Annotated in this window: 11 protein-coding genes; 1 reads left to right on the forward strand and 10 read right to left on the reverse strand. The window is 44.6% G+C overall.

Annotation, left to right across the window (positions count from 1 at the left end; genetic code table 11):
- Positions 1 to 53: 53 nt before the first annotated feature.
- The 9 genes from BLW39_RS02700 to BLW39_RS02740 all read right to left on the reverse strand — a co-directional run bounded on the left by BLW39_RS02700 (position 54) and on the right by BLW39_RS02740 (position 10,293).
- Positions 54 to 1,430 carry a KxYKxGKxW signal peptide domain-containing protein gene (locus BLW39_RS02700; RefSeq protein ID WP_059377180.1) on the reverse strand — a complete coding sequence of 459 codons (1,377 nt, stop codon included), beginning with the start codon at positions 1,428 to 1,430 and terminating at the stop codon, positions 54 to 56.
- A 155-nt stretch (positions 1,431 to 1,585) separates the two neighbouring features.
- A complete protein-coding gene (locus BLW39_RS02705) occupies positions 1,586 to 2,905 on the reverse strand; it encodes a 2-hydroxycarboxylate transporter family protein (protein ID WP_059377182.1) in 1,320 nt (439 codons plus the stop codon).
- Between the two features lie 87 nt (positions 2,906 to 2,992).
- The gene (locus tag BLW39_RS02710; protein ID WP_059377184.1) at positions 2,993 to 3,781 is read right to left on the reverse strand and encodes an alpha/beta fold hydrolase; all 789 of its coding nucleotides are present in this window, start codon (positions 3,779 to 3,781) and stop codon (positions 2,993 to 2,995) included.
- 12 nt (positions 3,782 to 3,793) lie between these two features.
- On the reverse strand, positions 3,794 to 5,200 hold the full coding sequence (gene citG, locus BLW39_RS02715) for a triphosphoribosyl-dephospho-CoA synthase CitG (protein WP_059377187.1): 1,407 nt from the start codon (positions 5,198 to 5,200) through the stop codon (positions 3,794 to 3,796).
- Between the two features lie 151 nt (positions 5,201 to 5,351).
- A complete protein-coding gene (gene citF / locus BLW39_RS02720; protein ID WP_059377199.1) occupies positions 5,352 to 6,890 on the reverse strand; it encodes a citrate lyase subunit alpha in 1,539 nt (512 codons plus the stop codon).
- Positions 6,880 to 7,791: a citrate (pro-3S)-lyase subunit beta gene (gene citE / locus BLW39_RS02725; RefSeq protein ID WP_059377202.1), complete on the reverse strand. Its 912-nt coding sequence runs from the start codon at positions 7,789 to 7,791 to the stop codon at positions 6,880 to 6,882. Before citE ends, citF begins: the two co-directional genes overlap by 11 nt.
- On the reverse strand, positions 7,791 to 8,084 hold the full coding sequence (citD, locus tag BLW39_RS02730; RefSeq protein WP_059377205.1) for a citrate lyase acyl carrier protein: 294 nt from the start codon (positions 8,082 to 8,084) through the stop codon (positions 7,791 to 7,793). The genes citE and citD overlap by 1 nt, the downstream gene beginning before the upstream one ends.
- Complete coding sequence (gene citC, locus BLW39_RS02735) at positions 8,074 to 9,138, reverse strand: [citrate (pro-3S)-lyase] ligase (protein WP_059377209.1); 1,065 nt, start codon at positions 9,136 to 9,138, stop codon at positions 8,074 to 8,076. Before citC ends, citD begins: the two co-directional genes overlap by 11 nt.
- A gap of 9 nt (positions 9,139 to 9,147) precedes the next feature.
- On the reverse strand, positions 9,148 to 10,293 hold the full coding sequence (locus BLW39_RS02740; protein ID WP_059377212.1) for an NAD(P)-dependent malic enzyme: 1,146 nt from the start codon (positions 10,291 to 10,293) through the stop codon (positions 9,148 to 9,150).
- A gap of 297 nt (positions 10,294 to 10,590) precedes the next feature.
- On the opposite strand from BLW39_RS02740, the gene BLW39_RS02745 reads away from it, so the two are divergent.
- Positions 10,591 to 11,538: a sugar-binding transcriptional regulator gene (locus BLW39_RS02745; RefSeq protein WP_059377216.1), complete on the forward strand. Its 948-nt coding sequence runs from the start codon at positions 10,591 to 10,593 to the stop codon at positions 11,536 to 11,538.
- A gap of 44 nt (positions 11,539 to 11,582) precedes the next feature.
- Here BLW39_RS02745 and brnQ read toward each other — a convergent pair whose 3' ends face one another.
- A complete protein-coding gene (gene brnQ, locus BLW39_RS02750) occupies positions 11,583 to 12,950 on the reverse strand; it encodes a branched-chain amino acid transport system II carrier protein (protein ID WP_059377219.1) in 1,368 nt (455 codons plus the stop codon).
- Positions 12,951 to 13,047 lie beyond the last annotated feature (97 nt).

Below are 13,047 nucleotides of genomic sequence, written 5' to 3' on the forward strand. Positions count from 1 at the left end.
TCCCAAAACATATAACATTTTGGGACTCATTTATTTATGAAGTTTTTTATTTTTTAGTGTTGTTGCTTCTTATTTCGGAAAGCTAACAAACTAATGCCGATTCCAGCAATCGCAAGAACTGCAACGGAATTAAAACCACGAACAAATTGTTCTGCGGTCTTTGGTAAGCTATTCTTAGTCTCTGAATCTGATTTTTCAGGTGTTGCTGCAGAAGATTGGCTACCAGTATCCGTAGAACTCGTATTGCTACTATTATCTGCACTTGATTGACTATTATTCGATTCATTAGTAGCCGATGCTGCCGGAGCATCAATCAATGGAATTGAATTTAATTGAGTTGCTGCCTGTGAGATTAAATCATTAAAGCTAACACCATTGAATGTTCCATTACTTATATTAGCATAAGGAGTAGAATTTAGAGCCGTATCAACTTGCTTATTGAAATTATTTAACACATTTTCAATTTCTTGCTTATTAGCCACTTGACCATTGTTGGAAGATTTTGACTCTGCTGCCTGAGCAAGATAGCTAAGTACTGATTTCACTGCACTCTGGGCAACTTGCTGGTCACTACTATTCATAATCCCATCAGCGTATGAATCATTATCCTCTGCCTTATCAAAGAAAGTCTCCAAATCCATTACGTAATCTTTTGAAGTAGCTTCCTCAATACCACTTTGAAAAGCATCTTGCTCACCTTGCGACAACTTGCTCAAGTTAATCCAATTAGAAACATTTTGAATTGCGTGTGAAAGCCCTCCACCAATGTTGTAAACGTCTTGCGAAGCTGCACTAAAGTTAGTGGCAGCAGCATTTGCAGAATCACGGGTAGTTGCATCTTGTATTTTTTTAAGGGCTAAATTATAAAATGCAATAATATAATTCTTATCACGATTCGATTTAATACCTGCTGCTTGTTCAACACCACTAACTTCAGACCACAAAACAGGGGTAGCTAGCGAATTAGCTATAGTAATTTTGTCTTGCAAAAGATTTAAAGCATTGGTAGCGTTTGTTGTTGCCGTATCAATATCCGCAGGTGTGTTAGCTGCTTCAATCGCTGCATTAGCAGACGACTGTGCTTCTTGAATCAACTGAAAATAGGTTGGAATCCACACCGTCAAATCAATACCTGATGTATTATTTGGAGTATTAGTCATATTTTGATTATTAGTAGTATCAGTTGTAAGTGTGGCGTACAATCCTTGATAAAGCGACGAAATTTTTTGCTCCGCAGTTTGCTTATTTGCCTTAAGTGGATCAGTATCCAAAATAGCGGCACTCACCCTCGTCTCCGCCGGCAAGCCCACCGCGTGTTGCACACCAGTCGTCTCAAACAGTATTGCTGCTCCTAGGGTAACAATCGTTCCGAAGACCAGCCGTTTACCTGCTTTAAACATCTTATACTTTACGTTATTTTCCTGTCCCATACTTTACCTCTTTTCGAACCATTACAATTTACAACTAGAATATACCAATATGTTTCTAATATATCAATTTTATTTCGAAAAAGAGATTTGATGACACAAAAAAAGCAACTCGCGCATTCCTGCGGGTTGCTTTTTGTTTTAAAGTGTTTGAATGATTAATGCCAAACGGTAATCAAGACACCGGCGATAACCAAGACGATGGCTCCACCAATACGGTTACCCATTTGAGCAAAGGCAATCAAGTTCATCCGGTTGGCAGCTGACAAAACAGCAACGTTACCAGTTCCACCCATTGAGTTGTTAGCCAAACCAGCAGTAACTGATGCTTCGACTGGGTACAAACCAAAGAGCTTACCAAGCAAACCTGATACCAACGTAATCGTTACGATTGAGATGATAACCAAAACAGCTAATTGCCAAGTGAAGGCCTTCAACAATTGGTTCAAGTTCAACAAAGCCAGACCAACACCAGCCAACAAAGCTTGTGTCATTGTCTTAACGATCAATTGACCGAACAAAACAGCTGAGTCTTCGTAGAAACGAGGAATGATACCAAGTGCCTTAGACAAGATAGCGATCAAGATCAAGAAGGCGAAAGCGTTGATGCTTGGGAACAACTTGTTCAACATCGTTCCAACCATGTAGAAGGAAAGTGAAACCATCATTCCGATCAACAAACGTTCGAAAGTAATCTTTGCCAAAGGACGTTCAGTAGTATCGATACCTTCTGAAACCTTCAACAATTCTCCTTGTCCATTCAACTTTGACTTCTTAGTGTTATCAACCAAGAAACCAGCGCCGATGATAGCCAACAAGTTTGACAAAACCAAAGGTGGGAACAATTGTGACAAGATTGGTCCTGATGAAACGTGCAAGGCAGTACCGTAGATACTTGAAAGTGGCACGATACCGGCTCCAACACCACCAGCCATCATTGGGAAGGCAACATACAATGCAGTGTGTGTGAAGCCAAGACCAAGCAATTGACCAGCAAATCCTACCACGAAGAATGTGATAATCATTGAACCAAAGGCAACTGGCAAGAAACGCACAGCTGACTTCAACAACAACTTACGATCCATCTTCAAGATGGCCGAAATAATCAATGAAACAATATAGAACTCCAAGAAGTTAGAAGTGGAAATGAATCCCTTGATTGTTGTAATTGTCTGCGTAGGAACTGCTCCAGTTCCTGCAAGAACGGCTCCCGCAATCGTTGCGAAAACTGACCCACCACCCAAGTATGAGCGGAAGATAGGTAAGTTGTTTCCAAGGTAGAAGAAAATTCCACCGAATACAACAAGGGCAAACAATGCCCCACCCATATTATTAGGCAAAATGCGCAAAGCAATGACAGTGATTAACAAAAGAATCATAATTCCAAATGTCACACCGCCAATTCCAGCGATTTTTAAATTATTTTCAATTTTTGAAAAAATGCCCGACCCCTTTTCGGGGCTTAACTCTTCATCCATTAGTGTTCTCCTGTGTTTTTAGTGCTTTTGAATGCTTTATTATTGTAGCACTTATTTAAATTATTTTGTACCGCTTTTTTTAATTTTTTAAGATAAAAAGGTTAAAATTTCGTTATTAAATTCTTCTGGAGACTCCAGGTGTGGCAAATGTCCGGTATTTGGGATAACAACTACTTTTGAACTTTTGTTAAACATTCCCTCAAAGTCGTGATAATAACCGGGTTTGCAGAGCGGTGAGGCCCCACCAGCCACAAAGAGAGTTGGCAAGGTACAATCATACAAATCACCGCGCCAGTCTTCCAACAGGTGGTTTCGGAGCAATGGATAGACCAAATCAAAGTTAAACGGTGCCGCATCCTTTTCCTTTTGCAACATCGCCTTAAAGTCATCGGCCACAGGCGTCACCGTCAGTCGCTGCTTCAAAAATGTTGGCGCCACCATATCAAAAGTCATCCAGTTCAAGCCCTTGATCCCGGCTGACCAAGTATCATCATTCAACAGCTTTGGCGTTTCATCAACAATCACCAGTTGCTTTAGCCGCTGTTCGCCAAAGAGCGAAAGATAGGCCCAAATCACTGACCCACCCATCGAGTGGCCAAACAACGTGATATCCTGCAGGTCAAGCAAGGTAATCAACTCCTGTAAGTCAGTTGCCAACCGTGAGACTCTGAGGTTCTTACTCGTCCGCTCTGAGCGGCCATGGGAGCGCCAATCCATTGTGACAACGCGGTAGCCTTGTTCCTGCAACAAAGTAACCTGGTTAGCCCATTCGGCCTGAATACCAGAAAAACCAGATACCAGCACCGCTACCGGCCCTTGTCCCTCATGGTCTTGATAATTAATCGAAACGCCATCAGTTGTTTTAAAGAATGCCATTACTCTCTCCTTTTACAGTAAGCCAGTCAGTCGGCCGATAAAGACCGTTAAAATCAAATAATCCGCTGCCCCACCAATACTCAAATGTTGGTCGATAAATTGCTGGTCCAGGTCCTCCAAGAAGGCCATACCTTCTGGCGTGGTTGCCCCACCGAGCTTTTGATAATCTAAGGTCCACTGCCGCATTTGTTCGACGATTGCCGGATCACCCGCTCGCTTAATCAGCGTGGAATCCTCAATTGCCCCAGCTAACGCCATCAACGTATCCAACAAACGTTGGTTAACCGTTCCCTGGCTTTGACGTAGGGTTGGCAAACCAACTTGACTCAGCGCTAACAAGCCGTCCTGGACTTCGCCACGCACACCGGTCAGTTGATAGCGGCGGTACTGGCTTTCGCCGGCCGTTTCCTGTTGGGCTGCGACTTGTTCGGCCAAGTCTTTGGCAACCATGTCAGCGCCAATTTGCCGGACAATTTCTTGAACGGCTGACAAAGTCGTTGTCTGGTCGCCCCTAGTAGCGTAGGCGTAGGCCGCTATGAGAATCCCCAGGGTGAAAATCGCGCCCTTGTGGGTGTTGACCCCATCCGTCGCAGCAAACATCTCTTGCTCCGCCTGGATTCCAACAGGGCGAATTTCAGCTAATAACGCCGTTAAATCCGTCCCAGCAAAGGCCCGACCATGTTGGTAAACCGTGCGAAAATATGGTTCTAAGGCCAGACTTGAATCGATAAAAGTAAAGGCGGTCATGTCGTGATGGGCCCCAAGTGAAACAGGGTCAACCAAGCCAGGCTTAGGTGTCGCCGTCACCTCGTACAGGCAAGCGGCCAAGGCTGCTCGCACCGTTTGGTCTTCATTCCAAACAGGAATAACCGGATCGACCACAAAGTAATCCAGGTACATCGCCTCAATCGCCTCATGTAAATCAGCAAAGTCATGACGACCGGCTTTGGCACAATACTTCGCCGGTTGGTCACAGACTAAACATTGACGGGGCGCAAATCCCAGGTCTTCCCGTGATAATTGATAAGAATCGGCCGTGGCCGCCATCACATCGCTGTCAAATAACCGGCCTAGGGCATAGTCTTGCTCAAAGGCCATCGTCACCCGCTTCACAGCCGTCAGGTCCCCATCAACGACCAAAAAGCCTTCCGGCCCCGTCATCCGTTCGATGCCAAGCCAGACTTTTTGGAGGGGAAAGTCTTTCAGGTCAGCCTGAAGAACTTGCCAACCGGCTCGAAAAATCTGTTGGATGGCTGGACTGTTTTTCACTTCACCAGGAATATTTAATTTTACGGCTACCACCACCGCATTTGGAAAGCTTTGTTCCAAAAAGTTTTGGCTTTGGGACCGCCAATCGCGGTTATCTAAAACTTGTGCTAAGTCCACCGCTTTTCCACCGGCAAATACCTGCTTTGTCATTCATACTCCCCTTTTTACAGCGCTGATCTTCACGCAGAAAACTTCAAAAATTGATTTTATCACATATGTACCCGGACAACGTCCGGATTTATTGTACCAAAAGGCAAACAAACAAAAAGGCCAGGATAACCCGGCCCTTTTTATTGAAGCATTAGTCCTTAACTTCTTTAATCACATCGATCAAAGTACCATCACGGTATTCAGCCAAGGCAACAACACGGTCAGTGAATTGCAATGGTTGTGCCTTACCAACAAGCTTTTCAGCCTTTTGTTGTAATTCTTCAATAGTGAAGATTGGCAAACCAGGAACCTTTGACAACGTATCAACCAAGTCTTGACGCTTAGGGTTGATAGCGATACCAACTTCAGTAACCAATACATCGATTGAGTCACCAGGAGTGATAACAGTTGTGACGTCAGGAACGATTGTGGCAATACGACCACGAACCAATGGTGCTGAAATGATTGTCAACTTTGACGTAGCGGCATCTTGGTGACCACCAATGGCACCACGGATAACACCGTCAGAACCAGACATAACGTTAACGTTGAACTTTGTATCAATTTCCAAAGCAGACAAGATTGAAACATCCAACTTGTCAACCATGGCACCCTTGTTAGCAGGGTCAGCATACCATGAAGCATCGATTTCTTGTTGGTTAGCGTCGTTCTTCATTGAAGAAGCGGCACCCTTATCGAAGTCTTGCACATCCATGATGCGGCCAACAAGACCTTCGTTCAACAAGTCAACAGTTGGCTTTGTGATACCACCAAGAGCAAATGATGCCTTGATTTGGTTTTCAATCATTGAGTTACGCAAGAAACGCGTAACGGCCAAGGCAGCCCCACCAGAACCAGTCTGGAATGAGAAGCCATCCTTGAAGTATGGTGAATGAGTAATAACATCATTAACCATTTCGGCAATTTGCAATTCCTTAGGATCCTTAGTGAAACGAGTTGCACCAGAACCAATCTTGTCAGGATCTCCAACCTTGTCGACCTTAACAACATAGTCAACTTGCGTTTGCTTGATTGAAGCAGGTGTGTTTGGGTATGGCATCAAGCTGTCGGTAACCAAAACAACCTTGTTAGCAAATTGAGCATCGATCAAAGCGTATCCCAATGAACCGAAGGCAGCATCACCGTTCATACCGTTGGCGTTACCCATTTCATCGGCGTTTGGCACACCCAAGAAAGCAACGTCAATCTTAACTGCACCTTCTTCGATGGCACGAGCACGGCCACCGTGAGAACGGAAGATAACAGGGTTCTTCAAGGCACCGTGAGAAACGGCATCACCCAATGAACCACGCATACCTGATGACGTGATGTTGGTAACAGTACCCTTTTGGATAGCTTCAACAACGATATCGTTCATCACGTTTGTCAATGATGAAGGTGCCAAAGTCAAATCCTTGTAACCTGCATCGATAATTTCACGCATCACCATGTTGAAGACGAAGTCACCTTCACGGAAGTGGTGGTGGAATGAAATGGTCATACCATCTTTAACAGTTTCTGAAACAACCTTCTTGATTGATTCAACAACCTTTGAAGGTCCAACTTGTGCAGTCACCTTTGGTGCTACACGTTGAATTTCGGGGTTACCAAAATCAACTGTCTTGAAGCCTTCGTAGTTATGGTCTTTTAAAATTTGGTCCGGAATTTCCCGGTTGACATTATTTTTCAACGTAGTTTCCCTCCGCATCAACAAGGTTGTTAGCCTTAGCCAACTTCATTACGCGTTCAGCACGCAATACAACAGGACGGTCAACCATTTGACCGTTCATAGCGATAACACCTGAACCCTTGCGCTTTGCTTCTTCGATAGCAGCAATCACGTTTTGAGCGTTCAAAATTTCCTTTTGAGTAGGTGCATAAACTTTGTTAACCGTCGCAATTTGACGAGGGTTAATCAAAGACTTACCGTCGTAACCCAACTGGTGGATAAACTTCGTTTCGCGTTCGAAGCCTTCCATGTCATCCAAGTCAGTAAAGACAGTATCGAATGCGGCAATACCAGCGGCACGGGCTGCGTGCAAGATGGCGTTACGTGCATACAACAATTCTTGACCGTCAGGGTAACGGTGAGTCTTCATATCAGTCGTGTAATCTTCGGCTGACAAGGCGATTCCGATCATGCGATCAGAAGCTGAGGCGATTTCGTAGGCATTAACAACACCCATAGCTGATTCGATGGCAGCCATCAAGTGAGTTGAGCCAACTTCGCGACCGAATTCCTTTTCGGCAGCTTCTACCAAGTTTTCCAATTCGTGGATCATGTCGGCGTTTTCCGTCTTTGGCAAACGGATAACATCGATACCGGCCTTAACCATAGCCTTGATATCATTTTCGTAGAAAGGTGTGTCCAAACCGTTGATACGAACAACCAATTCGGCGTCTCCGTAATCAAAAGTTTGCAATGCTTCGTATACCAAGAAACGAGCTGAATCCTTCTCGTTCATGTTAACGGCATCTTCCAAATCAAACATGATTGAATCAACACCGAAAATACCAGCATCCTTAATCAAACCAGGGTTGTTACCTGGCACGAACATCATTGTTCGGCGTAAACGTTCGTCTGCAGCCATTAGAGTACCTCCCACTGTGGTTGATCAGCAATGTCCAAGGCGCGTTGCGCTGCCGTGATGGCGCGAGCCTTGATAACAGGTGTCAAAGCACCCTTATCAACAACCTTTACCAAAACGTTGTCGATGCCAAATGCATCCAAAACTGCCTTGATGGTTGCCTTGATGTCGTCACCAAATTGCTTGGCAACGTCTGACGTTAAGTCAAACTCAATTCCCTTTGTTCCTTGGCTCAGCATGATTTGGAGATCAGATGATTCCAAAGTGCCGGCCATGGCCGTCTTCTTAATTTCCATTAATATTTTGTCCTTTCGTAATCCGGTTCTGTAGTTCAGCCAGGTGATCTTGGATAAATTTGGCAGTCGTTTTCGGTACCAAATGTGTCAGCTGATCAAGCTGCCCTTCTTTGATCAAGGCGCGCACCGCCGTGGCGGTCACTACTTGCTCCGAATCGGTTTGAGTTAAACGAGGTACTTCTTTAACAGTCACTTCTGGTGGCAAAATCGCCATCAGCGTTTCATTATAAAGGGCTGTTGTGTGTGACTTTGGTTCGGTTCCCAAGTACCGGGTTTGGATTCCCAGTGGCTTGGCAATCTGTTCTTTAAACAAAGAAGCATCCAGGGCCGTTTGATAACGGATGGCTTGGTCTTGATCCTTAATAAAGTATGCTGGAAATGACAGGTAAGAAACCATGTAGTCTCCACCGTTCACAACCACGACATTATCAAGGTCAGCCGTTCCTTCTTGAACCAACTTCGTCCGCTCTGCCGTCGCAAACAAGGAAACGTCCTGGTTCACAACGAAGACGTAGACAAAGTCATTTTGCTGAGCCGCTTGCTCAACCAAGTAACGGTGTCCCTTAGTAAAGGGATTGGCATTCATCACGATACTGGCAACTGTCTGAGCCGATTCAGGCTTCTTTGGCAAATTAGCCCGATAAGTCGTAATGTTTGGCGTTCCCTTTTCAAGAATCAGCCCATAGTCTGTCTTGGCCAAAGTGTTAAAACCAACATGTTCAAAACTCTGTTGGTACTGCGGCTTGGTAAAGACAAAAATTTGAAAATGACCAGCTTGCGCTAACGCCATCTCAAGAGCTGAAACCACTTGGTTGAATCGAGCACCAGAGGCACCCGAACCATCATCCAAGACGGCAATGTATTTGATTGTCTTGCCAGCAATCGAACCCGTTCCAACCAGCTGGTCTCGGTCATCATACAAACCAAGCGTCTGGTCAATCGTGTCGACTTCTTTGTCGGCGAAAACAGTAATACCGCGGTCAGCTAAGAATTGCTGCCAGGCTTTTTTACTGACCGGGTTGTTCAGATAAATATCTCTAATCGTATCGGTCATAATAAATCCTTAGTCCTTCTTTGCGTAATCCAAGACTGCTTGGGTCACAGCGTCAACAACACCGTCTTCAAAGACACCAGGAACAATCTTGTCTGCAGTTACGTCCTTCACCAAACCGGCCAAACCAGCGGCTACTTGTACCTGCAAGTCCATGTCGACGTGCTTCAAGCCAGAAGCCAACAAACCACGGAACAAACCTGGGAAGACCAAGACGTTGTTGACTTGGTTTGCCCATTGTGATGAACCAGTAGCAGTAACGGCAGCGCCGCCTTCCTTGGCTTCATCAGGCAAGATTTCAGGAACTGGGTTAGCCAAAGCGAAGACGATTGGGTCCTTAGCCATCTTCTTGACTTGGTCAGCTGTCAAAACCTTGGCATCTGACAAACCAATAAAGACGTCTTGGTCAGCAATCACTTCGTCCAAAGTTGAACCAGCAACCTGGTTCACTTGGCCAGCAAGTTCACGTTGGAATGAGTTGTAACCTTCGTCGTCTGAACGAACAACACCGTGAATATCAACCAATGTTTGGTTCTTCACACCAGCTGCCAACAACAAGCGAGCAGTAGCGACACCAGAAGCACCAACACCGTTAACGACAACCTTCAAGTCTTCCAACTTTTTGCCAACAACCTTAGCAGCGTTCATCAAACCTGCCAAGACAACGATGGCCGTTCCAGTTTGATCATCGTGATAAACCGGAATATCGAGTTCTTCGCTCAAGCGACGCTCGATTTCAAAGACACGTGGTGCAGCGATGTCTTCCAAGTGAATCCCAGCAAATGAAGGTGCGATGGCCTTAACGGCTTCAACAAATTCATCTTCGGATACTTGGTTCAATGCCATTGGAATTGCGTTCACGCCAGCAAAAGACTTATAAATCAAAGCCTTTCCTTCAACGATTGGCAAACCAGCACCGGGTCCAACGTTTCCAAGTCCCAATACCGCTGATCCATCCGTAATAACGGGGATCAACTTACCAGAAACTGTGTACTTAGCCTTATCTTCCGGATGAGCTTCGATTAACTTTGCTAATCCAGCCACACCTGGTGTGTAGGCCTTTCCTAAATCTGAAGGAGTTTTGATGTCAAAGGTCCCTTCGACCTCCAACACTCCTTGCTTGGCGTGCATCGCCAAGACTTCGTCCATATCTACCATGGTTTCCTCCTTTTTGTGAATGACCACAGCTTTACTAGAATAATTGTAAAACTACTGTCCCCAAATGTAAAGAATTTTATTTAATATTTTTACAAAAAAAGCCCTTTTTTAGTTGTTTTTTAATCTTTAAAATTTTTTTCCATCTTTCAACTTGTCTAATATTTGAAAAAATAAGACATTTTATTATGAAAATACTTAAAAACATAGTAAAATAAACTTAATGATTTCCGTTATTCAAGACAAATTAAAGGATAATTTACGAAATCTATAAAAAATAGAAGCAGAAGGATAGCAAATATGCCCACAACGGACCCAAATTTATTAGCACAAATTTCGGAAGACTATTATTTGAATAAGTTATCTTTTGGTGATATTTCAACCAAATACAAGATTTCACGCTATTTAATTAATAAGTACTTAAATGAAGCTGTCAAGGCCGGTATCGTCAAAATCGAAATCGCCTCAACTGCCAATCGCAATTCGCAATTGGAACAGGTTTTCAAAGAAAAATTTCCAAACACTACTTGCTACATTATTCAAGATGACACGACCACAACGGCCACGTCTGAATTAATTTCAAATTATGCCGCTAATCTGGTAATCAAACACCTCTCTCATGACTCTCACACCGTTGGGATGACCTGGGGTGACACAATGTATTCCTTGATTGATTCAATTACTTCAAACCCATTGGACCATGTTAAGTTCACCCAGTTCGTCGGTGAAAACATGAAGTATAACTCAACCGCCGGATCCGTCCGAATCGTTGAGCGGGCTGCCAAGAAGGTCGCTGGTGAATTTTTGACCTTGCCTGCCCCACTTTACTTATCAAACGATGATGTCCGCAATGGTCTTTACGAAGCAGTTGCCATCAAGCAAACCTTGGAAACAGCCAAGACCATGGATACGATTTTGACTGGGCTTGGTACGATTGCTTCTTTGGAATCAATTAGTATTTGGAACCAAAACATCAACAAGCTTTTCCCAGACGTCAAATTGGGTGAAGTTGCCGGAATGGTTTATGGCCGCCCTTATGATATTCAAGGAAACATCCTTAACGTTGGTTCCGATAAGGTCGTTGGTTTGGACATGAACACCATCCTTGCTGTACCAAAGCGAGTTGGGGTTGTCCGTTCAAAGTCTAAGGCCAAGGCAACCATCGGTGCCCTTCGTGGTAGCTTCGTGACCGACTTGATTATGTCTGAATCACTTGCTTACCGCATCTTAAATGAAGAACAGGCTTAAACAAAAAAAGGACGAAACTTTAAAGTTTCGTCCTTTTTTGTGTTTTATGCTGCTGTTTTCTTTGTAAAAATTCTTTGGAAAAGCAGGCCAAGCAACAGTCCTACCAAAGCAGGCACCAGCCAGCCAAAGCCAGCACTGGCACCGAAGAAGTGGGCCTGATACCAACCAGTATGAGTGACCATTCCGACTTTGTAAGAAACCAAGCCGCCCAAGTTAGCGGCAAAGGGCGCGTTGGACAAACCATCAAAGACGGCCGTCACCAAGGTCAAACCAGCCGTCCAACCGTACAACCACTTGCTTTGACCGAGCCATGGCGATAGCAATGACAGCAAAATCAAGACAATGGCGATTGGGTAAAGGAACATCAAGATTGGCAATGCCCAAATGATAATCTTATCCAGACCCAGAGTCGCCATCAAAAATGACAAGGCACAGGCGATTGCTAGCCAGATTTGGTAAGACAACTTAGGCCAAACCCGGTTTAAATCATGGGCAAATGAAGCCGTAAGTCCCATCGCCGTCGTGAACACGGCTAGCGTGCCCATCACGGCAATGAAAATTTGACCAAAGCGGCCAAAGTAATAAATCATCACGTTTGTTAAGGCAACCGCCCCATTTGTTGAAATACTCATGTGAGCCAATGAGGTCGTCCCTAGTAAGATCAAACCAACGTAAATCACAGCCAAAACAATCATTGACAGTGTACCCGTCTTGGCAATCACCTTGGCGATGTCCGTCGGCTTTTGATAGCCCATGTTCTTGATTGAGTGAACGATCGTCACGCCAAATACCAAGGCCGCCATCGCATCAACCGTGTTGTAGCCCTCAATGAAAGCTGGCGCAATCGCGTTTTGTTGGTAGGCGGCGGTGACCGCCTGATGCGTTGAGCCCATTGGCGCAACCATGGCCAAAATGAAAATGAAGGCCAACATTACTAAGAAAATCGGATTAAGGTAGCGACCAATGATATCTAACAACTTCGATGATTGTAGGGAAGACCAGAAGACTAAGATAAAGTAAATCAAGGCAAAAATAATCAGACCCAGCTGCTGTTGGCCCTTTGGCAGCCAATTAGCAAAGGAGAAAGAATAGGCAACTGTTGCCGTTCGTGGCGCCACGATGATTGGCCCCAAGCACAGTTGGATAGCTACCAAGAAGAACAGGGCTGGTCGGTGGCCCAAGGGCCGAATCAAATCAAAGACTGATTCCGACTTTGTCACCGCTAAGGCTAATAGCGCCAGTAAGGGCAAAATTACGGCACTCAGCAAAAAACCGACCGTTGCCGGCTGCCAATTGCCACCGGCAATCTGACCAAGATGAACAGGAAAAATTAGGTTCCCCGAACCAAAAAACATTCCAAAGATTAATGAAAACAAGAGTAGTGCTTGCTTCCAATTGAGCTTTTTTTCCATTTGATGAACTCCTAAATCTCTAGCAGAGCAATCGCCCTTCTAGCAAATACCAATCAATTTTACAGGAAAAAGACTGTCCTGGCTAGAATAAATGAGT

The sequence above is a fragment of the Fructobacillus pseudoficulneus genome (assembly GCF_900108455.1).
GTDB classification, from domain to species: domain Bacteria; phylum Bacillota; class Bacilli; order Lactobacillales; family Lactobacillaceae; genus Fructobacillus; species Fructobacillus pseudoficulneus.